Genomic DNA, 22,556 nt, shown 5'->3' on the forward strand with positions numbered 1-22,556 from the left:
TCAGAAAAAACAGTAAAATGTATATAAAATACAAATAATATGTATAAAATCCAATTAAATCGTATATATAATTAATAAAAAAACATTTGACATTATATTTATACATAACTATAATGAATATATTCCAATAAATGTTAGGGGGAAACAGAATGAAGGTAGCGATTGTCGGAGCGACGGGATATGGTGGTTTAGAATTGATTCGTTTACTGCAGCAGCATCCCGATGTTGAAATCGTTTCACTACATAGCACAACAGCAGCAGATCAGCCGCTTGCTTCTCTATATCCTCATTTAGCTGGTCAGCACCTTCCTCCTTTAGAAAGAATCGACCCTGAAAAAATCAGCCAAACCGTGGACCTCGTTTTTCTAGCAACACCAAGCGGGACTTCCAAAGACTTGGCGCCAACTTTTCTCGAATTAGGTATGAAAGTGATTGATCTATCAGGCGATTTTCGTTTGAAAAAAGGAACACTTTATCAACAGTGGTATCAGAAAGCACCAGCCGCGGATTTATATTTGCAACAGGCCGATTATGGTCTCACAGAGTTTCGTGACGATCCAGCAGCGACATTCGTTTCAAATCCGGGCTGTTATGCGACAGCTACTCTGCTAGGTTTAGCTCCGCTTTTGCAACACCAGCTGATTGAACCAGACTCCATCATTGTGGATGCTAAGTCTGGGATCTCCGGTTCTGGCAAAGCACCAACACCACTCACGCATTATTCAGAAGTAAATGACAACCTCATTTATTATAAGGTCAATAAACACCAGCACATTCCGGAGATCATGCAGCAGATCAACAAATGGGATGCTTCCGTTCCAACCATCCAATTTGCAACTGCATTGCTACCAATCACTAGAGGACTGGTAGCCACTATATATGTGAAGCCCAAGCTGCCGATAACAGAAGAAGCGCTCTTCGCGTACTATCAGCATCTTTATGAGAAAAAGGAATTTGTCCGAATGATGCCTGCGGGCGAACTGCCGACAATCAAACAAGTCGTAGGCTCCAATTATTGTGATATCGGTATCACGTATAATCCACAAACAAATACACTTGTGATCGTGGCAGTGATCGATAATCTGATCAAAGGCGCTGCGGGACAAGCAATCCAGAATTTAAATGTAATGAATGGATGGGAAGAAACTAAAGGATTGGGTTTTGTTCCAGTGTATCCATAAGGAGGAAAAAACTTGGAAATTATCGAGGGAGCAATCGATTCGCCAAAAGGCTTTCATGCAGATGGAAAGTTTGCTGGCTTAAAGAGAAAAAGAAAAGATATCGGCTGGATTGTTTCCGAAGTGCCAGCTTCTGCAGCTGCCGTATATACAACGAATATCATTCAGGCAGCACCGATCGCAGTGACGAAAGCATCTATCCAGCAAGATGGAACGCTACAGGCAATCATCGTCAATAGTGGTAATGCCAATGCCTGTACAGGGAAACAAGGCACAGAAGATGCTAAAACGATGCGCCGTTTGACTGCCGAACGGTTACAGTTATCAGAAACGGACGTGGCGGTTGCATCTACCGGAATCATTGGTGAAACACTACCGATGGAGAAAATAACAACAGGGATTAAAATGCTGGAAACAAACGTACAAAATGGCAAAGCGTTTCAGCAAGCGATTTTAACCACGGATACCTTTGAAAAAACAATTACCTGCAAAGCTGTGATTGATGGAAATGAGGTCACGATGTCCGGCGTTTCCAAAGGTTCAGGAATGATTCACCCGAACATGGCCACGATGCTAGCATTCATCACCACGGATGCTGCTATCAGTCCGTTGCTTTTGCAGCAATTATTGAAGCAAAAAGTGGATCAAACCTTTAATCAAATTACGGTGGATGGCGACACATCAACGAATGACATGGTGATCGTCATGGCTAATGGTATGTCGGGAGCAGCGGAGATTTTTCCGAATACTGAGGCTTACGAGATTTTCACAGATATGTTTCACACGATTTGCGAGTTTTTAGCCAAACAGATCGCGCGAGATGGAGAAGGCGCAACGAAACTAATTGAAATCAATGTCAAAGGCGCGACTAATTCAGAAGATGCACGAATGATCGCGAAAAAAATCGTTTCCTCGAGTCTGGTTAAAACCGCTATTTTCGGTGGAGATGCGAACTGGGGCAGGATCATTTGTGCGATCGGCTATTCAGGCGGCAGGATCACACCGGATAACATTACCATCAAAATCGGAGATACGATGATCTTGCAGCAAAGTGAACCCGTCGAATTTTCGCAGGCAGAGGTAGATCTGTATCTACGCCGGGAACATATCGTCGTGGATGTCAACTTGCATATCGGCATCGCCTCGGGGACTGCTTGGGGCTGCGATTTAAGTTATGAATATGTCAAAATCAATGCGTGTTACCACACCTAAAAGGAGCTGACTTGGATGAAAGATATAATTGTGATCAAGATCGGCGGTGTTGCAAGCGCTAATTTGACGCCGGCATTTTTCGAACAAATCAAAGCATGGCAAGAAGCAAACAAGAAAATAATCATTGTGCATGGCGGCGGACATTATATTTCCAGTATGTTAGAACGGTTGGCGATCCCTATTAAGACGAAGGACGGGATTCGTGTGACAAATGAACAAACACTGGAGATTACAAAAATGGTGTTGATCGGCCAAGTACAGCCGCTTATTATGACCGCTTTCCAAACTCAACATATTCCGGCAGTTGGCCTCAATGCTGGGGATTCCGGAATCATTTCTGCTAAGAAAACCGCCGACCCCTCATTGGGTCTAGTAGGAGAAGTGACAGCTGTCCAAACGGAAGTGATCGAGCATCTATTAGCCGCTGATTTTGTGACAATCATCGCGCCGCTAGGGATTACCGAAACATTTGACTGGCTGAATATCAATGCAGATATAGCAGCTTGTCAAATCGCAACCGCTATGCATGCCGAGCAGTTATTTTTACTCACAGACGTCGCTGGTGTCCAAGTAGCCGGAGAAGTGCAAGCGGAAATCACAACAAAAGCAATCACAAAGTGGAAAGAGGACGGTACTATTTATGGTGGCATGGTTCCTAAACTAGCAAGTGCTGAGGCTGCGCTGCAAGGAGGCGTAGAGCAAGTTATTATCACTAATCACTTGGCAAATGCAGGAACAACGATTAAAAGCGAGGTGACGGTTTCATGAAAAATGTCTTTCCGAATTACAAGCGTTATCCGATCGAATTAGTAGAAGGTAAGGGGACAAATGTCAAAGACGCCCAAGGCAAAACGTATTTAGATTTTACAAGTGGTATCGCTGTCTGCAATTTGGGTCATGTCCCTGATTCGGTGAAAACAGTTGTAGAAGCGCAGTTGAACAAAATCTGGCATACATCGAATTTATATGAAAGTTCACTGGAAGAAGAAGTTGCTGCGAAGATCGCGCAAAACGAAGCATATCAAGTTTTTTTCTGTAACAGTGGGACCGAGGCGAATGAAGCGGCAATCAAATTAGCACGCAAATACACGCACAAAGAAAAAATCATCAGTTTCACCCAATCTTTCCACGGACGAACATTTGGTTCCATGAGTGCGACAGGTCAGTCGAAAATCAAAAAAGGCTTTGGCAAACTCGTTCCTGGATTTGAATTTGCTACCTTCAATGAAAATAGCGCTCTTGAACAGATCGATGAAGATACGGCGGCAGTTTTCATTGAATTGGTGCAAGGAGAGGGTGGCGTAAATGTAGCAGATCCTACTTGGGTACAAGCGATCCAAGCGAAATGTGAAGAAACAGGGGCATTGTTGATCGTAGATGAGATCCAGACTGGGATCGGTCGTACCGGAACACGATATGCTTTTGAACAATACGCTATTTCACCAGATATGTATACATTAGCAAAAGGGTTAGCAAACGGATTTCCAATCGGAGCAATGATAGGGAAAAATAAATTGGCGGAAGCTTTTGGCCCTGGAAGTCACGGTTCTACTTTTGGGGGGAATAAGATAGCGCTTGCTGCTGCCAAGCAAGTTTTGACAGAAATCGATCAGCCAGCCTTTTTGGAAGAATTGAACATAAAAGCAGCCGATTTTAAAAAACAACTGACGGCTTTAGTAAAAGGGCTTCCCGGTTCAGAAGTCCGTGGGAAAGGCTTTTTGCTTGGGATCGAACTCCCAGGACCAGCGGATGAAGTCATCGCAGCCTGCCGAGAAAACGGACTACTCGTGCTGAGTGCCGGTCCAAATGTGCTTCGTATTCTGCCGCCACTCACGGCAACGGAAGAAGAGATTGCAGCAGCACTTGCTATTTTAAATGATGCTTTATTAGAAAAATGGATGATACAGGAAGGGTGAGCGGAAATGTTGGAGATGAAAAAAAGTTATCCCAAAGATATGCTTTCGCTGTTAGAATGGTCGAAAGCGGAAATCGAAGAATTGATCCAATTAGCACTGGAAATGAAAACCAATCCCAAACACTTCAGTCATGCACTGAGCGGGAAAATATTAGGCCTTATTTTTGATAAGCCCTCCACGCGGACGCGGGTCTCTTTTGAAGCAGGTATGCTGCAATTAGGTGGACAAGCAATTATGATGAACGGAAAAGAGTTGCAGCTAGGAAGAGGAGAGCCGATCGCTGATACAGCGAAAGTCCTGTCGAGTTACATAGATGCATTGATGATCCGGACATTTAGTCACGAAGAAGTGGAGGCGTTAGCCGAGCACGCTACGATCCCAGTTATCAATGGTTTGACTGATTTGCATCATCCCTGTCAGGCGCTGGCAGATCTGCTGACGATGTATGAATGGAAAGATGATCTCACGAATGTGAAAGTCGCATTCATCGGCGATGGCAATAACGTCTGCCACTCGCTGTTATTGATTTGCGCGTTAATGGGCATCACGATCCACTTTGCGATCCCCGATGCTTACCAGATCGATGCCACGATCTTGGAGAAAGCACATCAGCTGGCGGCAGAAAGTGGAGCAGAGATCGTCGTTACTGCCGATCCAGTTAAAGCAGTAACGGATGCCGATTTCATTTATACGGATGTGTGGACAAGCATGGGGCAAGAGAAAGAAAATCAAACCAGAATGGGGATTTTCTACCCAACTTATCAAGTCAACACAGCATTGGCTGCTTATGCGAAACCGGATTATAAGTTTCTGCATTGCCTACCCGCTCATCGCGAAGAAGAAGTGACAGCGGAAATCATTGACGGCGAACATTCCGTATGCTGGCAGCAGGCCGAAAATCGTCTGCATGCGCAGAAGGCTTTGTTGCAGTTGGTGCTACAACATTAAAAAATGGGAAAACCACTTTTCTTAGTGGTTTTCCCATTTTCGTATGCTACAAAAAATTCCGCTTCACTTTATCCCAAAATGAATTTTTAGGCAGTTTGATAATATTGATGAATCGGTCGCCCACTTCCAAATGAATGTCATAAATATGTTGAATGCTCAGTGCTTCTCCATCCATGCCAATCAATGGGAATTCATTATGCCCTAATTCGGAAGCCATCTTTAAATGCAGCTTCCGCTTAGAACTAAGCAGGAAAGAAGACCCCAACGTCCGGAAACGATTATTGTTCAGGGAGGCAAGTTCACTTACCTGCATGGAAGGCAGCAGCGGGTCAACGATCGAGCCATGCACGGATTTATTATAGGCTGTACTTCCAGTCGGCGTGGAAATAACCATGCCATCACCACGGAATGTCTCAAATAAACTTTCATTGATAAAAACATCTAACGTCAAAGTTCGGATCGTAGAAGAGCGGATATTGAAATCATTCAACACATAAAAAGCTTTGGTGTTATTGACCGTCCCGTGGATCGTCGGATATTTACGAACAAGCCAGCGTTCTTCTGCTGCGGCTTTGATGATCTCATCGAGCTGATGGATATGAAAATCACAGTACTGTCCCAATTGTTCCGTTAAAGCAATTCCTGCATACAGGCAATCCGTTCGAAAACCAGTATCCCGTACTGCTTTCAAAAAGGCACTGTCGCCGCCGATGCTGATGATCACATTCGCTTCTTCAGGATCGGCCGTGATGTCGTAGCCATAAGACTTGGTTATCTTTTTCAATTCTCTGACTTTTTCATGCAGCTGTTCGGTTTTACGATAAAAAAAATAAAAGGTTGTTTGTGGCATAGTACTTCCTCCTTCTTTATCCTTTGTGTCCAGTATAGCATGAAAGCAGCAAAGTTGCCTTTATTTTACTGATAGTTGATAGGGAGCCTGAATCTTGCTACTATTAGTGTATATCTTATGAAAAGGGGTCAATACATATGAATGCAAAACGATGGGTCGCGCTTGCGTTGGTGGCAGGTTTACTACTGGTAAGCGGGTTAGTAAAAATCACCACCAGTCTTTTAGCAGCCGACCAAGAAACTAAACCAAGTTTCATAGATTCGCTGCTGGCGGATGAGGATACATTTGATGAAAAAACGCTAGAAGAAGGCGACGGAGATGCTCGAATCGCAGTTTTGTCTGTTGATGGGACCATCCAGGATACAGGAGAAGCTAGTTCGCTTTTCGGAAGCAGTGGCTATAATCATGCTGCCTTTATGAGACAACTAAAACAGATCGAAGCAGATAAATCGGTAAAAGGAATTTTGATGTATGTGAATTCTCCTGGCGGTGGAGTGATGGAGTCTGCGCAGATCCGCGACAAATTACTGGAGATCAAGAAGAAAAGAAAGCTTCCTGTCTATGTCTCAATGGGCAGCATGGCAGCATCCGGTGGCTATTATATCTCCACAGCAGCGGACAAGATCTTCGCAAGTAAAGAAACTTTGACGGGTTCGCTTGGCGTGATCATGCAGGGCTATGACTACAGTGGACTGATGAAAAAAGTCGGGATCTCCGATAATACGATCAAGAGCGGCGCACATAAAGATATCATGAGCAGTAGCCGTCCCATGACAAAAGAAGAGAAAAAAATCATGCAGCAGATGATCAATGATTCGTATGATGAATTTGTAAATGTCATTGCTACTGGCCGCCATATGTCGAAAGAAAAAGTTCGGAAGATCGCGGACGGACGCGTTTATGATGGTAGACAAGCTAAAAAAATCGGGTTGATCGATCAATTCGGTTATAAAGAAGATGCGATCCGTGCACTTAAAAAAGAAAAAGGACTGCAAGATGCTGATGTTTTTGAATATCAGCAAACTGGCGGAATCGAAAGTTTATTTTCTGCCTCGGTAAAAGGAATCGTCAGCCCGAATGCAGAATTGCTTTCTTTCTTAAAAATGAGCGGAAATATAAGTGCACCAAAAATGATGTACTTGTATGGAAAATAAGGAGGGATAAAAATGACGGAACCACGTGTTTTTTACTACCGCCAAGCAGCCGCTGAAAAAATGCCAGCAAGCGAAGCGATCCCCAAGCCTTATTTTGCAGGTTTTTGGATTCGTTTCTTCGCTTATATCATTGATCTGATCGCAGCAGGATCGATTCAAGTCATTCTGCTGACACCGCTATTCACAGGTGTTGGCTTGCCAAAACATTCCAGCCTTTTCAGTTTGTATGGTCTGGCGAGCGCCCTTCTTTTTCTAGCTTATTTTATCGTTTTCACTAAGCTGGGAGGACAGACACTTGGGAAAATGCTACTAGGGATCAAAGTGATCCGCTTAGACAGGAAGCCGCTGACATTCAGCAATGTACTTTTCCGTGAAGGACTGCTACGCTATCTGCAGAAAGTGATTCTACCGCTTTATTTGGTTGTCGCATTCACTCCGCAAAAACAAAGCATCGCAGATTTACTGGAGAATACGACCGTTGTGCATGTTGGTTATTTAGAATTAGAGACAAAAGCATAATATTCGCTTCTTGAAACAGTTTTTCTTACAATAGAAGAGGAAAGTAAAAAGGAGGAATTTACATGGTACAAGTGACATTTAAACAAAAACCCGTGACACTCGGCGGAGAGCAGCGTAAAGCAGGCGATAAAGCACCTGACTTTAAAGTGCTGAATAACGCGAGCGAACCTGTAACGTTAAAGGATTATGCAGGCAAAACAAAGATCATCAGCGTTGTCCCATCCATCGATACAAGTGTCTGCTCCCAGCAAACGAGAAAGTTCAACGAAGAAGCTGGCGATTTAGAAAACACCGTGGTGTTGACGATTTCTGTTGATTTGCCATTTGCACAGCGTAAGTGGTGTGCGAACGAAGGATTACCAAATGCGATCACATTGTCAGATCATTATGATTTGTCATTCGGCAAAGCATACGGCGTTGTCATGGAAGAACTTCGCTTATTGGCGCGTTCCGTTTTCGTTGTAAATAGCGATGACGAAATCGTGTATAGCGAATATGTAGAAGAAGGTACCAACCATCCTGATTACGAAAAAGCGATCGAAGCCGCAAAATTGGCATAATCGCCATATAAATAAGCATGCAGGAGTTTACTCTTGCATGCTTGTTTTTTTATTTGGCTTGTCTTCTCTTTAAAAACAGCCCAATAATCAATCCCAGTACAATGAAGCTTGCGAGCAGTAAGAAAGTATGCTGATATCCGATCAGACTGGCGCTTTTGATACCGAGCGTTTTATGCGCATCGATCTGCTGCGAAAGAAACACCGTCAAAAAGGCAACTGCCAGAGAATTGACGATTTGCATCATAACATTGGAAATCGGCGTTACCCTGCTAATGAATTGAATGGGCACCGATTGTAAAGCATGATTGTTTACTTGCATATTGACTAGTCCTTGGCCGAGTCCTAACAAAATAACAGCTGCTAGCAAGTAGGAAATCGAAGAAGATGGCTGTACTTGTGATAATAGGAACAAACTCGCCCCTGTCATGAAGAAACCTGGAAGCGCAGCAGCTTTGGTTCCAAATTTATCAAATACTTTACCACCGATGATCATACCGATAAAGCTAGCAATGGCCTGCGGAACCATCATCAATCCGGCATGGAAAGAAGAGTATCCGCAAATCTCTTGTAGATATAGCGGGATTAGGAGCATGGAACCGAAAACCGCCACTTGATTTAGCCAAATCAAAACGATCCCTTTTCTAAACTCGGAAATTTGAAAGGCTTTGACATGCAAAAGGGGAGCATCTGCTCGTAATTCGGTAATGATAAACGTGACCAGCATAATTATCCCAACTATCAAAAAAAATAAAGCTATAGGATTTTCCCACCCCTCGTCTGCTCCAACATGAATCCCATAAATCAAAAACGGAAAAGCAAAAGGAGAAAAGAGTGCCCCTTTGACATCGATTTTTGCATGTTTGTTTGCTTCGAAGTTCGGTAAAAACAGCACGGCCATTAAAAGTGCACCTGCGCCGATCGGCAAATTTATCATGAATATCGTGTGCCAATCAAAGTGATTGATCAACCAGCCAGATAATGCCGGTCCAACGGTTGGTGCGATCAGCATCGGCAGACCTAAAAAGCCCATCATACTTCCACGTTTTTCGATAGGAATGATCCGAAAAGACATAGCAATACCAAGCGGTCCCACGACTCCTCCAAAAATACCTTGAAGAATTCGGAAGAGGATCAGCTGCGTCATCGATCCTGAGATTGCAGCTAAAAAGGAAGAGACGGTGAACAATACGACCGTCATAATAAAGACTTTTTTAGCGGAAAAACGATCTGCCAACCAGCCGGCATAAGGAATTACCGTTGCCATTGCAAGTGTATACGCAGTAATCGTCCATTGGGAAACTGCCAATGAAGAATGAAATGCCTGCTGGATATGCGGTAAAGCAACATTCATCACGGTCGTATCCATCATCACTAGAAGCATTCCCAGCGAAATCGTTAAGATCGAGGGGAGTACCTTTTTTAATTCAAAATTTTGTGTATCCATTTTTATCGCCTCTTATCATTTTTAGAACACTGTTCGATAAAAATACTAACACCGTTCGAATTAGTTGTAAAGAAAAACTTTTCAACGATCGGCTTCAATCTTTTCCATACCAGATAAAATTAATTGCAAGCCAAATTCAAACATGAATGGGCTACCTAAACGATCAAAAATACCCGCTTTTTTGTAGGCAGTTAAAAACGGCAGAAATTTATAGCTTTCTTCTTCCTCCTCTGTAAATCGATTATCCCTTTTTTGGAAACGCTCGCTATCGATCTTAAACGTACAAATATAATTCATATAGGCATTGATCGCAAAAAACTTTTCTTCGGGCTCCATTGTCAAATCACTTAATGTCATCAATAGAGTGTCTAATAATTTTAAATAATTACGGCTGGAAGGTGGATAATCCATCAGTAATTGAGCTAATCCTGGATAATGATCCAAGGTTGTTAAAATATGATGGGCATATTTTTCTAAGCGACCTTTCCAGGTTCGTTCTTCCACAGGAAAAAGAATTTCTTCGCTTGCATGATTGATCAATTCTGCAAACAATGCTTCCTTACTCGGGAAGTGGTAATATAAAGAAGAGACAGTCATTCCTACTAATTCTGCCAGTTTACGCATGGAGAAACCATTTGTCCCATGGGATTGTAATAATTTCCATGCAGCGTTTGTGATCTTCTTTTGAGTTTCTTGCTTTTTCATTTTATTTTCTCCTAAAAATAGACTTTATATCTGTACATTATTATAGCATAGTAGAAAAGTAGCTATCCATAACTATTTTTGTGGCTATTTGCGGAGGATAAAAGCAGGAATCGATCAGTATTTTTAAAAATTGGTTGAACCAGTTAGGATTGTTGTCAAAATAGTAGAAATGAAGAAAAAAACTTTATTTTGGAGGGAGCATATTTAATTGAAAAACTGGATGATTGTAATCTGTATAGTGCTTGCGGGGGTGATTTGGGGAACGATTCCTAATCAGGCAGAAGCGAAAAAGGAATTGTTTGTTTCACCAAGCGGGAGCGATAACAGTAAAGGGACTAAAAACAAACCACTGAAAACCATTTCAAAAGCGGCTAAAATAGCTAAAAAAGGAACGGTTGTCACAATAAAGAAAGGAACGTATCCTGAGCATATCGTGCTGAAAAATTCGGGCACTAAAAAGGAACCGATTATCTTTCAAGCTGAAAAGCCTAATACAGTGAAAATAACAGGAAAGAAAAAAGGGAATCAAGAACAGCTGATCCTCATCAATAATAAGCAGTATATCCAAATCAAAAACATTGAATTGACCAACTTTTGGACAAAAAAAGAAGACTTCACACCGATCGCGATCATGGTCACGGGGAAATCCAGTCATATTCGGATTGAAAAAACCTATATCCATGACCTTGGAACCAAACATAAAAACGGCAACGCTCATGGAATCGCAGTATATGGAAATAAACCGATCAAGGACATTACGCTTGTAAAAAATAAACTGGCTCATTTGAAATTAGGATACAGCGAGGCAATGGTGCTGAACGGTGATGTGTCTACTTTTAAGATCACAGATAATACATTGACGAAAAATGATAATATCGGCATCGATATTATCGGCGGGGAAGGGGTCTCTGCCAGCAAAAAGACCGATAAAGCACGTAACGGCAGCATCCTCCGTAACAATGTCAGCTATCAATCCAGCAAACATAATCCAGCCTACAAAGGAGAACAGGCTGCCGGAGGTATCTATATCGACGGTGGCGAAAATGTTTTGATCAAAGGAAACACATCGAACAACAATGATATTGGGATTGAAGTGGCAAGCGAACATAAAAATAAAGTAGCAAAAGACATCCGTGTGCTGAATAATACGGTCCGGCAAAACAACTATACCGGAATTGCAGTAGGTGGTTACGATTCTAGCGTTGGCGGAATCAAAAATGTTGTTATTTCCGGTAACATACTTGCTGATAATGATAAAATCGGGCAAGAAGCTGGACAACTATTGATCCAGTCCCACATTACTCAATTAAAAGTAACCAATAATAAATTGTATAATAAGAAAGCCGGGTTTTTCATCTCCCAGGGAGAAAAACAAAAAATCAAAGCGGTATTATCCGGAAATAAATACTATCTAAGGACTGGAGACAAGTTCTTGAGTACATGGCAAGGGAAGCGAATAACCAGTTTTTCTAAATTCAAAAAGCTTACCGCCGAAACCGGAAAAATAATAAAGAGAAAATAACAGACTGTATTAATTGATTTGAAAAACTGTAGTAATCTCTTTAAGAAAAAACCCTTTAATAATAAAGCGAATTACTGTATAATGTTTTGTGGTGTTATTAATGAAAAATAGTAGAGGTGTTACTTTTGACAAATTCAGTCGCCGAAGAACTTTTCCAAGTGCTCGACAGTACGACCGTCATTTTGCAAGACGCTTTGGAAATAAGCTATTTGGAAGCGTTGTATGAAACAGGAGAAAATTTGTTTCAGCACGAGGTGTTACAAGTAGAAGAAGTTAGTGCCGAGCAAGTAGCTGATTTGAAAAAAGCATATGCGTCGGTCGCACTCGATGATTATACGCCAGAGGATATCCGCCGAGCACTTCAACTTGCGCTCTTAAAAGGCATGAAGCACGGTATCCAAACGAATCATCAAATGACTCCGGATTCGATTGGCTTTATTTTAGCTTATTTCATTGAGAAATTGACAAAAGAAAAAGCAGAAGTAGCCATTTTAGATCCAGCTTGCGGCACCGGTAATCTCCTCTCTACGATCACGAACCAGCTGCTGCTGACAAAAGATAAAGTCGTTCAGGCAACTGGTATCGAAGTAGACGATCTGCTGATATCTCTCGCCCTTGTATCCAGTGACCTACAAGGACAACGTACCCATCTGCTTCATCAAGATGGACTCAGCAATCTGCTCGTTGACCCGGCAGATATCGTCGTCAGTGATCTTCCGGTCGGTTATTATCCGGATGACGAGCGAGCAAATACGTACGAACTAAAACAAGCGTCCGGGCACTCCTTTGCTCATTATTTATTTATTGAACAAGGTATGCGCTATACAAAGCCAGGCGGCTATTTGTTCTTCCTTATCCCAGACAGTATGTTTGCAGACAGTGAATTTCCGAGAGTCGACCGTTTTATCAAGAAACACGGACACATGCAAGGTATCATCAAACTTCCAGAGACCTTGTTTAAAAGCGAACAGTCGCGAAAAAGCATTTTGATCTTGCAAAAGCAGTCTGCAGAAACAAAAGCGCCGAAAGAAGTGCTGCTTGCCAACTTGCCGACATTATCTGATCCGGCAGTAACAGCACCGATTCTAAGCAATATTGAGAAATGGTTTAACGAGAATAAATAATAAAGGAGTAGAATAATTTATCATGGATAAAACAATTGCAATCAATGCGGGTAGCTCATCTTTGAAATTCCAATTATATGAAATGCCAGCAGAAACCGTCATCACAAAAGGTATCGTCGAAAGAATCGGATTAAAAGATTCTATTTTTACAATCTCTGTGGGAGACGAAAAAGTAACCGAGATCGTGGACATTCCGGATCACGAAGTCGCTGTTCAAATGCTATTAGAAAAATTATTAGAACATAAAATCATCAGCTCTTACGATGAGATCACAGGAGTAGGACACCGCGTCGTTCATGGCGGCGAAGTTTTTCCTGAATCCGTTGTGATCGACGACCAAGTTATCGAAAAAATTGAAGAACTTTCTGAACTTGCACCGCTTCACAATCCGGCAAACGTTATCGGGATCAAGGCATTCCGCAAAGTATTGCCGAATATCGTATCTGTGGCAGTTTTCGATACAGCATTCCACCAAACAATGCCACCAGCAAGTTTCCTATACAGCTTGCCGTACAGCTATTATGAAAACTACGGCATCCGTAAATACGGTTTCCACGGAACAAGTCATAAATATGTATCCGAACGCGCTGCTGAACTATTAGGCCGTCCAATCGAAGAGCTACGCTTGATCACTTGTCACTTAGGTAATGGTGCAAGTATCGCAGCTATTGAAGGCGGAAAATCAATGGATACATCGATGGGATTCACGCCGCTTGCTGGTGTTTCCATGGGAACTCGTTCCGGTAACATTGACCCGGCACTTATTCCTTACATCATGGAAAAAACGGACAAAACAGCGGAGCAAGTGCTAGATGTGCTAAACAAAGAATCCGGGATGCTTGGCGTATCCGGTATTTCCAGTGATTTGCGCGATCTTGAAAAAGCAGCAGCAGAAGGAAATGACCGTGCAGAACTTGCTTTAGAAGTATTCGTAGACCGTATCCACAAATACATTGGTTCTTATGCAGCACGCATGAACGGTGTAGATGCGATCATCTTTACAGCCGGTATCGGTGAAAACAGTACTTTCATTCGTGAAAAAGTATTACGCGGCCTAGAATTCATGGGCGTATATTGGGATCAAGCTCTAAATCAGATCCACGGTGAAGAAGCCTTCATCAACTATCCGCATTCACCAGTCAAAGTAATCGTTATTCCGACAAACGAAGAATTAATGATTGCTCGCGACGTAGAAACATTGAAAGACCAAGCCTGAAAATAATAGAAAGCCCTGTAAGTCAAATAAGTATGTTTTGCCTTGCAGGGCTTTTTTTATGAATAACTTTAGAGAAAAACGGTCTGCTAACGGGGAAGGCAAGCCTGAAATGGGAGGACCTTGAGTGAAGAGAAAATGGCGAGTTACTGGAATATTTATTATTGTTTGGAGTATCTTGTTTTTAATAACAACAACCAATGTGTATGCAAAAAGTACACAAAGTAAAGTGAAGTCAAGTGCAAAGGTGGCGCATGTCAGCTACCGGATCAAAGCGAAAAACAATTATGATGTGTATGCGTATCCGCGGGAATTAAAGGCGAAGAGCAAGCGTTTGCACGCGAAAACAGCTAGCAAGAATACAACATTTTTCGCAGACAAAAAAATCATTACCACGAAAAAACACACGTATTTTCGACTGGTAAAGGGAAATGGGCAAGTATACGGGTATATCGATGCAAGAGGGATCGCCAAATATGCAACGACATATCGCAGCAAAAACTTACCTAAAAAGCTATATCATTTTAGCAATGATACGAAAGATGTCTGGAATTATCCGGCTGGGACTGCTTATAAAGCGAAAGTAGTTTACCGTAGCAAAAAGTATTGGACCACCTCTTTCTATGTTACAAAAGAAACGACTAGAAAGAGCGATAATACCAAATATTATTATTTAAAGCAGACAAATGGCAAAAACTTCGGCTGGATTTATTATAAAGCAATGAAAGTTGGTAAGTATCAGGCGCCAGCTAAGCCTGCTGCTCCACCTGTCTCACCGGCGCTTCAGCCGCAAATATTCGCACAAGATCTTTCCGTACCGATCGGCGGATCTTGGCGGGCTGAGGGAAAAGCGTTTAGCCCTTATGACGGCATCGCAGCTCTTTTGAGTGAAAAAGGGGATTTCCACACGCAAGTAGAACCGGAAAAAGCAACGATCCTCTCCAACAATGTCAATATATCGAAAGTTGGTAGTTATGTCATTACCTATCAATATAAGACGAAATATGGTACAGCTACTGCAAGATCCAATATCCACGTGATCAGCGGATCAGACACACAGGCACTGGAACAATTCAAATCAAGCTACATCACGCCGCTGGAAAATAATGAGAATAATCCTTTTCCACATAAAGCTGCAACAAATATGGATGAACTGTTGAAACCGACTTATCAATATAACAATCAATTCCCGACCAGCGCGACCAAACTGCAAACCTATAAAAATCTTGAGAATAAACCAACAGGTCAAACCTATGCCTCGACACTGATCTTGCCGACATCTTTAAAAGATAATCTCACGCTTTATAATCCGCAAAGTATTGTAAAAGAAGGAAAATATATGTATGTGATTTATGATGAAGATACGTATTACGGCAGGTTAGTACGATATGATCTAAGTTTTCCGCTAAAGAACATCGGCGATTACCGGCTGCTCTCTAAAAAAGCCAGTTTAACTGATCCATATTTGATCCGTTTGCGCGATTCCATCAAAATCAGTCCGAAATTTCCGACTGGTCACGGCCAGACATTGTCGGAAAGTGGCGGCACGCTATACATGTTGTCAGATACGACTACAAGCGCAGGTGCACAATATAACACGGTTATCCAGAAGCTGGATAAAAACACGTTGCTCCCGGTTCGAGAGTGGTCCTTTAAACTGAGCAATCGTTTTTCAACTAGTACTAGCTACTATTACGTAAATAACTTTACTTGGGCAGGCAATAATGAATTTTATTTTGCTTTGAAAAGAAAAGCAAGAAGCGATGCGCGCTTTACTGGCTATCAATTTTACCGTGGAACAATAACAGGGAATAGCGTCAAAGTCAATCTGATCAAACAGAACTTGACGCAATATATCGGCTATTACATGCAGAATATAAGCTACAATCCGTTGAATGACAGACTTTATATCGTTTCCGACAGTATCTATGCCAGTTTCCCACGTGAGAAATTAAAAGAAGGAACGCTGGAAGGAAAAGATATCGTTTATACCAGACTTTTAAAAGATTTGGGTGCCAATGTCATCGAAACACAAGATATCACCTTTGAGGGAACAAATGCATATATTTTAAACGTACGTTATCCCGAGATCCTGCAAGCAAATAACATCACAGACTGATAAAAGAGGAGAAAAACCTGTATGATGGTTTTTCTCCTCTTTTTTAGCTGAAAAAATGGACTTGAATCGAAGGATCCAAATCCATTTTCACGATATTATGTTTATTTAATTAGGCTTCGTAAGTTGGTTCTTCATTTCTTACAACCAATACATCACAAGGAGAATGACGAATGATATACTCGGAAACGCTACCGATCAATAAACGTTCTACAGCGTTTAATCCAGTAGCACCACACATGATCAAGTCAGCTTTGAAAGCTGTTGCTGCTTCTTTTGTGATCGCCGTTTTAGGTGAACCATATTCAATATAACTTTCTACTTTTACAACACCGGCATTAGAAGCATCTTCTTTATAACCTTCTAGCAATTCGTCCGCATATTCCGTTGCTTTGTCTGCCATGCTTGTGTCGTAATTGGCAACAGAAGAAAATGCTCGGGTATCAATAACGTGTACTAAACCTAATGCTGCGTCATTCCGTTTTGCCACTTGGACTGCTTTACGGAAAGCACTTTCTGCTTCTTTTGATCCATCCACCGCTACTAAAACTCTTGAATATTGTTGTAACATATTCGTTACCTCCCTAAATATCTTTTTATATTACTATTGTACCCCTTTTTTTATTGAACAAGCACAAAAACGAGAAAAAAATAAAAATAATTTGCTTTTTTGTTATATAAAGGATATTATAGATATATTAAGTCTATGATTGAAAAGGAGCTAATCATGAAATATTCTAAAGCAACCAATTATGCACTGCATACGATGGTTTATCTCGCACACACAACACTGGAGAATACGCTCGGAGTGAAAGAGCTGGCAGAACGCTTTCAAGTATCCTCCACTTATTTGTCCAAAGTATTGACTACACTTGTTAAAGCGGGGTTGATCGAGTCTGTGTCAGGAGTCAAAGGTGGTTATAAATTGGCACGATCAAGTGAGACCATCACTTTTTTGGATGTTGTCCAAGCAGTAGAAGGGGCTAATCCGCTCTTTGTCTGTGGGATGAATGCGACTCCTGCACACAATGAGAAAATCTGTTTGATTGAAAATGCCATGAAAGAAGCGGAACAGAAGATGGAAGCAGATCTAGCAACTAAAACAATCGCAGGTGTGGCCCGTCAAATGAAGTCCCTAAAGGAGGAAATGAAGAAATGAATAAGCAAAATGCCAAACTGGCGCACAAAATGGCCTACTTAGATAACCCAGAAAGGAATGCTATCATTAGTCCCCAAGAAATCTTCGAACTGATCTCACCGTCTGAAAAACCGACGATATTGGATATTGGAGCCGGAACAGGATTTCTCACTATTCCTGCGGCAAAAGCGTTTGGCGGCAAAGTGGTCGCTTTAGATATGGATAAAGACATGTTGGATATCATTGAGGAACGTGCAAAAAAAGAAGATTTAGAGGATATCGAATTGCTATTTGGCAATGCGGAAAATATTGCGCTAGCAGATAATTCAGTCGATACTAGCTTGGCTTCTCTTGTTTTACACGAAATGCACGATCTAAATAAAGTACTGATAGAATTAAATCGGATCACAAAAGCGAAGGGACAACTCATTTGCTTGGAGTTTGAAAAAGAAGAAGCCTCTGAGAAACACATGCATAACCGTATAAGCTCGAACGAGATGGAAACAGCTTTGATCATGGCAGGATTTAAACCGATTAAAAAATCTCATTTGGCTCAGCACATGTATCTGCTGGTAGCAGAAAAAGAATAAAAGCAAAAAAAGAAGCACGCTTATTATGCGCGCTTCTTTTTTATAGCCTTATACTTAACGGATAACTTGCAATCCTTTTGGATATTCTGTAAGTACTGTACAGCCATTTTCAGTTACGACGATATCGTCTTCGATCCGAACGCCAGCTACTTCTGGTACATAGATACCAGGCTCGATCGTGAAGACCATGTTGGTTTGGAGAGGCATCTCGTTCGTTTCAGTGATCGATGGGAATTCATGCACGCTTGCACCTAATCCATGACCAAGGCGATGCGGAAAATAGTCGCCATAGCCAGCCTCGGCAATGATGTTTCTCGCTGTTAGATCAATATCCTTTGCAGTTTTGCCAGATTGAACAGCGGCAACAGCAGCTTCTTGGGCTTCTAAAACAGTTTGATAGATTTTTTCCTGTTCGGCAGAAATATCACCAAAGGCCACTGTACGAGTGATATCAGAACAATATCCTTTGTGAACGACACCTAGATCGAATAAGACGAGATCGCCTTTTTGAATCTTTGTGTCACCGGGCGTTCCATGCGGAAGGGCGCCATTTTTACCTGTCAATACCATAGTATCGAAGGACATGGCAGTGACGCCTTTTTTCTTCATTTCAAATTCGATCTTCGCTACGATCTCCGCTTCTGTTTTTCCTTCTGCGATCTCGCTGACACCCACTTCTACAGCATAATCAGCAAGCAGTGCTGCTTCTTTTAAAATCTGTAATTCTTCTGGTGTCTTGATCAGGCGGATCATTTGGATTTTTTCTTCTGCATTGGCAAAGGCACTGTCTGGTAGAAGGGATTGAAGTATCTCGTAACGTTCTACAGTCATATGACCTTTTTCAACCGCTAAATTAGAGAGCGATGCACGGTTTTTTAATTGAGAAGTGATGATTTCCCAAGGGTTTTCAATGTCACTATAGCCATAAACCGGATGTGACCAGTCGCCGCCTTTGACGTCCTCGATCTCTAAACCAGGAACGAATAAAAATGGTTCTGCCTCTTGGAATACAGCTAGAGCCAGCACGCGTTCATGTGGTTCACTTACATAGCCGCTAAAATAAGCGACATTTTCTGGATTGGTGATCAAGCAAGCATCGATGGCTTCCTCTGTCAGCCAATGTTGTAACACATCAATATTTTTTTCCATGTCTAATCCTTCTTTCCTTCAATTACTCTTCCTTATCATAACACGAAGCGACGGCTAGTTTAAAGAATAATGTTGAGTGGTACAAATAATGGAAAAGAGAACTGTTATATAGTAGTTTATCAAAAAAAGTGATACAATAAAAAAGTAGAAAAAATTCAAGATGTAGGAAGGAAGTAAGAAAAATGAAAATCACTTTTCATGGTCAATCTTGTCTAAAAATCCAAACAAAAGGAATTGAAATTCTTGTTGATCCATTTATTTCCGGAAACGAAAAATGTGATTTGGAAGTAGAAGCGCAGCAACCTGATTTTATCTTTGTCTCCCATGGACATGACGATCATGTCGGCGACACAGTAGCAATCGCAAAACAAAGCGGCGCAACGATTATTGCCAATGCAGACTTAGCAACTTTCTTTTCATTGGAAGGGGCAGAAAATATCGCGCCGATGCATATTGGCGGCAAGCGGGAATTTCCGTTTGGAACAATCAAATTGACCCAAGCATTCCATGGGTCACAAACGGTAAAAGACGGAAAAATCGTCAACCTAGGTTTTCCGACCGGGGCTGTTTTTACGCTAGAAGGAAAAAACATTTACTTTGCAGGTGATACAGGAATATTCTCCGACATGAAACTGATTGGGCAACTGAATCCCTTGGATCTGGCGTTCTTGCCGATCGGTGACAATTTCACGATGGGACCAGAAGATGCGGCGCTGGCAGCAGAGTTTTTACAAGCTAAAACAGTTGTACCGATGCACTACAACACATTCCCGCTGATCAATCAAGATCCTGAAGCGTTTGTCGGTCTCCTTCCAGAAGGAGTTGCAGGAAAAGTGCTGGCGATCGGAGAAGGATTAGAATTATAAACTATCTAAAGAGCAGGTGTGAAAAATGGCTACCAAGCATGAGCAAATCTTAAAATATATTGAAAATCTTGCGGTCGGGGAAAAAATCTCAGTACGAAAGATCGCAAAAAATCTTTCCGTTAGTGAAGGGACTGCCTACCGCGCGATCAAGGATGCGGAAATCATGGGCTACGTTTCAACAATCAAGCGTGTGGGAACCCTCCGGATCGAGCGCAAGCAAAAAGACAGCATTGAGAAACTGACATTTGCCGAGATCGTCAATATGATCGACGGACAAGTTCTCGGTGGGCGTGAAGGGCTGTATAAGTCGCTTAATAAATTCGTGATCGGTGCGATGACGGTAGAAGCAATGGAACGCTACACGGAAGCAGATAACCTTTTGATCGTAGGGAATCGTGTGAGTGCCCATGAATTAGCGCTGAAACGCGGAGCAGCTGTTTTGATCACTGGTGGTTTCGACACCGAAGAAGCGGTCAAAAAACTAGCGGACGAAAAAGAACTGCCGATCTTGTCGACTTCTTATGATACGTTCACTGTAGCAACGATGATCAATCGGGCGATCTATGACCAATTGATCAAAAAAGAAGTCGTGCTTGTCGAAGATATTTTGACGTCGCTTGAAAACACTGCTTATCTGACGACTGCCGAAAAAGTTTCTGATTGGCATGATAAAGAAGAAGCAACCGGTCACAGCCGTTTCCCGGTAGTCAATAAAGCGATGCGCTTAGTTGGCATGATTACTAGCAAAGATATTTTAGATAAGAATATGACGGCTTCAATCGAGCGAGTGATGACGAAAAATCCGCTGACCGTTGGCGAGAAAATGAGTGTGGCTTCTGCTGCACATATGATGATCTGGGAAGGAATCGAAGTCATTCCGGTTGTCAAAGATGATCTAACGCTAGTCGGTATCGTTAGCAGACAGGATATCTTGAAATCCATGCAGATGATCCAGAAACAGCCACAAGTCGGGGAAACGATCGACGATACGATCGCGAACCAGCTGTTTGAAAAAGAAGACGGTTTTTATGAATTTCAAGTTTCTCCGCAAATGACGAACTCGTTAGGCACACTTTCTTATGGCGTTTCTGCCCAAGTAGTCGGCGAAGTTGTCCAACAAAAATTGATGGCACTCAAAAAGCGGAATGTGGCTATTGAAAATATCAATATGTATTTCTTAAAACCTATCCAGATGGATGCGCAGCTGCAAGTCCAGCCACGAATTTTGGAAATGGGAAGAAAATCTGCTAAATTAGATGTAGAATTATATTTAGAAGGCATTCTGACAGGAAAAGCAATCGTCACCTGTCAAATGATGGAACGATAGCATACAAGAGTAGGGGTATCTGTAATGAAAACAAAAATTTTAGAAGCAATAAAGCAATATGATGTCATTATTTTGCATAGGCATGTAAGACCAGACCCAGATGCATACGGATCGCAAATGGGACTTGCGGAAATTATTCGCGCCAGTTTTCCGGGAAAAGAAGTTTACTCCGTGGGGCAGCCAGAAGAATCGCTTCGTTTCCTAGGTGAGGTCGATACGATCGCCGATGAGAAATATCAAGATGCGTTGGTTATCGTTTGTGATACTGCCAATGAAGAACGGGTTTCCGACCGGCGCTATACTAGCGGAAAACAACTTATCAAAATCGATCATCATCCCAATGATGATCCATACGGTGATTTGCTTTGGGTAGACACAGCAGCTTCTTCTTGCAGTGAAATGATTGTCGACTTTTATGAAACTTTCGCCGCGGAATTGACGCTGAGTACTACCGCGGCTCGCCTGCTTTATGCAGGGATCGTTGGCGATACCGGACGCTTTTTATATCCGAGTACGACCGAGAAAACGCTGCGTTTGGCTGCGAAATTGGTCAGCTTTCCATTTGACCGCTCCGCTATTTATGAGCGCCTATATGAACTACCGCGGCCGATCATTCAATTGTCCGGCTATGTGCTGGAACATTTCGAAATGGATGAATATGGGGCGGCGACAGTATATTTGGATGATGCATTATTACAAAAATATGCCGTTGATCCACGCCGAGCCTCGGCACTCGTGTCCATACTGGAAAATGTCGAGGGAATCCGCGCTTGGATCTTATTCATCCAAGAAGGCGAGTTTATTCGGGCCCGCCTTCGTTCTAAAGGACCGGTTATCAATGAACTGGCGAAAGAATATCATGGCGGAGGTCATCCGCTAGCATCCGGTGCGACGATTCATAGCCCATCAGAAGTAGAAGCAATGACAAGAAAACTTTCTTTATTATGTCAAAACTATTCCAAATAAGTGAGAGCGGCTCTTCCAATAGAAGAGTCGCTCTCGTATAAATGCGAACGTACTTTCTT

At 42.1% G+C, this 22,556-nt stretch carries 22 protein-coding genes; 17 read left to right on the forward strand and 5 right to left on the reverse strand.

Annotated features, from left to right (window positions below; translation table 11 throughout):
- Nucleotides 1–149: 149 nt before the first annotated feature.
- The 5 genes from argC to argF are packed head-to-tail and all read left to right on the forward strand — an operon-like array spanning nucleotide 150 to nucleotide 5,254.
- Nucleotides 150–1,181: an N-acetyl-gamma-glutamyl-phosphate reductase gene (gene argC, locus HMPREF0556_RS03425; protein WP_040486440.1), complete on the forward strand. Its 1,032-nt coding sequence runs from the start codon at nucleotides 150–152 to the stop codon at nucleotides 1,179–1,181.
- 12 nt (nucleotides 1,182–1,193) lie between these two features.
- Nucleotides 1,194–2,390, forward strand: coding sequence for a bifunctional glutamate N-acetyltransferase/amino-acid acetyltransferase ArgJ (gene argJ / locus HMPREF0556_RS03430; RefSeq protein WP_003755545.1), 1,197 nt, complete (start codon nucleotides 1,194–1,196; stop codon nucleotides 2,388–2,390).
- 15 nt (nucleotides 2,391–2,405) lie between these two features.
- Complete coding sequence (gene argB, locus HMPREF0556_RS03435; RefSeq protein WP_003755547.1) at nucleotides 2,406–3,158, forward strand: acetylglutamate kinase; 753 nt, start codon at nucleotides 2,406–2,408, stop codon at nucleotides 3,156–3,158.
- The gene (locus tag HMPREF0556_RS03440; RefSeq protein WP_003755548.1) at nucleotides 3,155–4,306 is read left to right on the forward strand and encodes an acetylornithine transaminase; all 1,152 of its coding nucleotides are present in this window, start codon (nucleotides 3,155–3,157) and stop codon (nucleotides 4,304–4,306) included. Before argB ends, HMPREF0556_RS03440 begins: the two co-directional genes overlap by 4 nt.
- A gap of 6 nt (nucleotides 4,307–4,312) precedes the next feature.
- Nucleotides 4,313–5,254: an ornithine carbamoyltransferase gene (gene argF / locus HMPREF0556_RS03445; RefSeq protein ID WP_003755550.1), complete on the forward strand. Its 942-nt coding sequence runs from the start codon at nucleotides 4,313–4,315 to the stop codon at nucleotides 5,252–5,254.
- A gap of 46 nt (nucleotides 5,255–5,300) precedes the next feature.
- On the opposite strand, the gene HMPREF0556_RS03450 is transcribed toward argF, so the two are convergent.
- Complete coding sequence (locus HMPREF0556_RS03450; protein WP_003755552.1) at nucleotides 5,301–6,104, reverse strand: NAD kinase; 804 nt, start codon at nucleotides 6,102–6,104, stop codon at nucleotides 5,301–5,303.
- A gap of 137 nt (nucleotides 6,105–6,241) precedes the next feature.
- Here HMPREF0556_RS03450 and sppA point away from each other — a divergent pair, with 137 nt between their 5' ends.
- From sppA to tpx, 3 genes are all read left to right on the forward strand, one after another.
- On the forward strand, nucleotides 6,242–7,258 hold the full coding sequence (gene sppA / locus HMPREF0556_RS03455; protein WP_003755553.1) for a signal peptide peptidase SppA: 1,017 nt from the start codon (nucleotides 6,242–6,244) through the stop codon (nucleotides 7,256–7,258).
- A gap of 12 nt (nucleotides 7,259–7,270) precedes the next feature.
- Nucleotides 7,271–7,777 carry an RDD family protein gene (locus tag HMPREF0556_RS03460; RefSeq protein ID WP_003755556.1) on the forward strand — a complete coding sequence of 169 codons (507 nt, stop codon included), beginning with the start codon at nucleotides 7,271–7,273 and terminating at the stop codon, nucleotides 7,775–7,777.
- Nucleotides 7,778–7,839: 62 nt separating this feature from the next.
- Nucleotides 7,840–8,337 (forward strand): thiol peroxidase, encoded by a 498-nt coding sequence (gene tpx, locus HMPREF0556_RS03465; protein ID WP_003755559.1) that lies wholly within the window; start codon nucleotides 7,840–7,842, stop codon nucleotides 8,335–8,337.
- Nucleotides 8,338–8,386: 49 nt separating this feature from the next.
- Here the strand turns inward: tpx and HMPREF0556_RS03470 are convergent, their stop codons facing one another.
- Together HMPREF0556_RS03470 and HMPREF0556_RS03475 are read right to left on the reverse strand one after the other, a co-directional pair.
- On the reverse strand, nucleotides 8,387–9,781 hold the full coding sequence (locus HMPREF0556_RS03470; RefSeq protein WP_003755561.1) for an MDR family MFS transporter: 1,395 nt from the start codon (nucleotides 9,779–9,781) through the stop codon (nucleotides 8,387–8,389).
- Nucleotides 9,782–9,862: 81 nt separating this feature from the next.
- Entirely contained in the window at nucleotides 9,863–10,486 is a 624-nt protein-coding gene (locus tag HMPREF0556_RS03475; protein WP_003755563.1) for a TetR/AcrR family transcriptional regulator, read from the reverse strand.
- 208 nt (nucleotides 10,487–10,694) lie between these two features.
- On the opposite strand from HMPREF0556_RS03475, the gene HMPREF0556_RS03480 reads away from it, so the two are divergent.
- The 4 genes from HMPREF0556_RS03480 to HMPREF0556_RS03495 all read left to right on the forward strand — a co-directional run bounded on the left by HMPREF0556_RS03480 (nucleotide 10,695) and on the right by HMPREF0556_RS03495 (nucleotide 16,464).
- Nucleotides 10,695–12,008: a right-handed parallel beta-helix repeat-containing protein gene (locus HMPREF0556_RS03480; RefSeq protein ID WP_050776983.1), complete on the forward strand. Its 1,314-nt coding sequence runs from the start codon at nucleotides 10,695–10,697 to the stop codon at nucleotides 12,006–12,008.
- Between the two features lie 125 nt (nucleotides 12,009–12,133).
- Nucleotides 12,134–13,132, forward strand: coding sequence for a class I SAM-dependent methyltransferase (locus HMPREF0556_RS03485; protein WP_040486441.1), 999 nt, complete (start codon nucleotides 12,134–12,136; stop codon nucleotides 13,130–13,132).
- A 22-nt stretch (nucleotides 13,133–13,154) separates the two neighbouring features.
- On the forward strand, nucleotides 13,155–14,348 hold the full coding sequence (locus tag HMPREF0556_RS03490; RefSeq protein ID WP_003755571.1) for an acetate kinase: 1,194 nt from the start codon (nucleotides 13,155–13,157) through the stop codon (nucleotides 14,346–14,348).
- A gap of 124 nt (nucleotides 14,349–14,472) precedes the next feature.
- Nucleotides 14,473–16,464, forward strand: a complete 1,992-nt coding sequence (locus HMPREF0556_RS03495; protein ID WP_003755573.1) for a GW dipeptide domain-containing protein — start codon at nucleotides 14,473–14,475, stop codon at nucleotides 16,462–16,464.
- Nucleotides 16,465–16,573: 109 nt separating this feature from the next.
- On the opposite strand, the gene HMPREF0556_RS03500 is transcribed toward HMPREF0556_RS03495, so the two are convergent.
- Nucleotides 16,574–17,032: a universal stress protein gene (locus HMPREF0556_RS03500; protein ID WP_003755575.1), complete on the reverse strand. Its 459-nt coding sequence runs from the start codon at nucleotides 17,030–17,032 to the stop codon at nucleotides 16,574–16,576.
- A 156-nt stretch (nucleotides 17,033–17,188) separates the two neighbouring features.
- Between HMPREF0556_RS03500 and HMPREF0556_RS03505 the strand changes: the two genes are divergently transcribed.
- Nucleotides 17,189–17,620 (forward strand): RrF2 family transcriptional regulator, encoded by a 432-nt coding sequence (locus tag HMPREF0556_RS03505; RefSeq protein ID WP_040486442.1) that lies wholly within the window; start codon nucleotides 17,189–17,191, stop codon nucleotides 17,618–17,620.
- Entirely contained in the window at nucleotides 17,617–18,189 is a 573-nt protein-coding gene (locus HMPREF0556_RS03510) for a class I SAM-dependent methyltransferase (RefSeq protein WP_003755578.1), read from the forward strand. Before HMPREF0556_RS03505 ends, HMPREF0556_RS03510 begins: the two co-directional genes overlap by 4 nt.
- 54 nt (nucleotides 18,190–18,243) lie before the next feature.
- Here the strand turns inward: HMPREF0556_RS03510 and HMPREF0556_RS03515 are convergent, their stop codons facing one another.
- On the reverse strand, nucleotides 18,244–19,338 hold the full coding sequence (locus tag HMPREF0556_RS03515) for a M24 family metallopeptidase (RefSeq protein WP_003755580.1): 1,095 nt from the start codon (nucleotides 19,336–19,338) through the stop codon (nucleotides 18,244–18,246).
- Between the two features lie 182 nt (nucleotides 19,339–19,520).
- On the opposite strand from HMPREF0556_RS03515, the gene HMPREF0556_RS03520 reads away from it, so the two are divergent.
- The 3 genes from HMPREF0556_RS03520 to HMPREF0556_RS03530 are packed head-to-tail and all read left to right on the forward strand — an operon-like array spanning nucleotide 19,521 to nucleotide 22,497.
- Nucleotides 19,521–20,204, forward strand: coding sequence for a metal-dependent hydrolase (locus HMPREF0556_RS03520; RefSeq protein WP_003755582.1), 684 nt, complete (start codon nucleotides 19,521–19,523; stop codon nucleotides 20,202–20,204).
- 25 nt (nucleotides 20,205–20,229) lie between these two features.
- Nucleotides 20,230–21,531, forward strand: a complete 1,302-nt coding sequence (gene ytoI / locus HMPREF0556_RS03525; protein ID WP_003755585.1) for a CBS-HotDog domain-containing transcription factor YtoI — start codon at nucleotides 20,230–20,232, stop codon at nucleotides 21,529–21,531.
- 24 nt (nucleotides 21,532–21,555) lie between these two features.
- Nucleotides 21,556–22,497: a DHH family phosphoesterase gene (locus HMPREF0556_RS03530; RefSeq protein WP_003755586.1), complete on the forward strand. Its 942-nt coding sequence runs from the start codon at nucleotides 21,556–21,558 to the stop codon at nucleotides 22,495–22,497.
- Nucleotides 22,498–22,556: the final 59 nt, after the last annotated feature.

Source organism: Listeria grayi DSM 20601, from assembly GCF_000148995.1.
GTDB lineage: Bacteria > Bacillota > Bacilli > Lactobacillales > Listeriaceae > Listeria > Listeria grayi.

What these genes read in the sequence shown, in the direction of transcription:
- HMPREF0556_RS03530 (WP_003755586.1), top strand. Translation starts at nt 21,556, where the DNA reads ATGAAAACAAAAATTTTAGAAGCAATAAAGCAATATGATGTCATTATT.
- HMPREF0556_RS03470 (WP_003755561.1), bottom strand. Translation starts at nt 9,781, where the DNA reads ATGGATACACAAAATTTTGAATTAAAAAAGGTACTCCCCTCGATCTTA.
- HMPREF0556_RS03440 (WP_003755548.1), top strand. Translation starts at nt 3,155, where the DNA reads ATGAAAAATGTCTTTCCGAATTACAAGCGTTATCCGATCGAATTAGTA.
- argB (WP_003755547.1), top strand. Translation starts at nt 2,406, where the DNA reads ATGAAAGATATAATTGTGATCAAGATCGGCGGTGTTGCAAGCGCTAAT.
- HMPREF0556_RS03490 (WP_003755571.1), top strand. Translation starts at nt 13,155, where the DNA reads ATGGATAAAACAATTGCAATCAATGCGGGTAGCTCATCTTTGAAATTC.
- ytoI (WP_003755585.1), top strand. Translation starts at nt 20,230, where the DNA reads ATGGCTACCAAGCATGAGCAAATCTTAAAATATATTGAAAATCTTGCG.
- HMPREF0556_RS03450 (WP_003755552.1), bottom strand. Translation starts at nt 6,104, where the DNA reads ATGCCACAAACAACCTTTTATTTTTTTTATCGTAAAACCGAACAGCTG.
- HMPREF0556_RS03500 (WP_003755575.1), bottom strand. Translation starts at nt 17,032, where the DNA reads ATGTTACAACAATATTCAAGAGTTTTAGTAGCGGTGGATGGATCAAAA.
- HMPREF0556_RS03475 (WP_003755563.1), bottom strand. Translation starts at nt 10,486, where the DNA reads ATGAAAAAGCAAGAAACTCAAAAGAAGATCACAAACGCTGCATGGAAA.
- HMPREF0556_RS03510 (WP_003755578.1), top strand. Translation starts at nt 17,617, where the DNA reads ATGAATAAGCAAAATGCCAAACTGGCGCACAAAATGGCCTACTTAGAT.
- HMPREF0556_RS03505 (WP_040486442.1), top strand. Translation starts at nt 17,189, where the DNA reads ATGAAATATTCTAAAGCAACCAATTATGCACTGCATACGATGGTTTAT.
- sppA (WP_003755553.1), top strand. Translation starts at nt 6,242, where the DNA reads ATGAATGCAAAACGATGGGTCGCGCTTGCGTTGGTGGCAGGTTTACTA.
- HMPREF0556_RS03515 (WP_003755580.1), bottom strand. Translation starts at nt 19,338, where the DNA reads ATGGAAAAAAATATTGATGTGTTACAACATTGGCTGACAGAGGAAGCC.
- tpx (WP_003755559.1), top strand. Translation starts at nt 7,840, where the DNA reads ATGGTACAAGTGACATTTAAACAAAAACCCGTGACACTCGGCGGAGAG.
- argF (WP_003755550.1), top strand. Translation starts at nt 4,313, where the DNA reads ATGTTGGAGATGAAAAAAAGTTATCCCAAAGATATGCTTTCGCTGTTA.
- argC (WP_040486440.1), top strand. Translation starts at nt 150, where the DNA reads ATGAAGGTAGCGATTGTCGGAGCGACGGGATATGGTGGTTTAGAATTG.
- HMPREF0556_RS03460 (WP_003755556.1), top strand. Translation starts at nt 7,271, where the DNA reads ATGACGGAACCACGTGTTTTTTACTACCGCCAAGCAGCCGCTGAAAAA.
- HMPREF0556_RS03520 (WP_003755582.1), top strand. Translation starts at nt 19,521, where the DNA reads ATGAAAATCACTTTTCATGGTCAATCTTGTCTAAAAATCCAAACAAAA.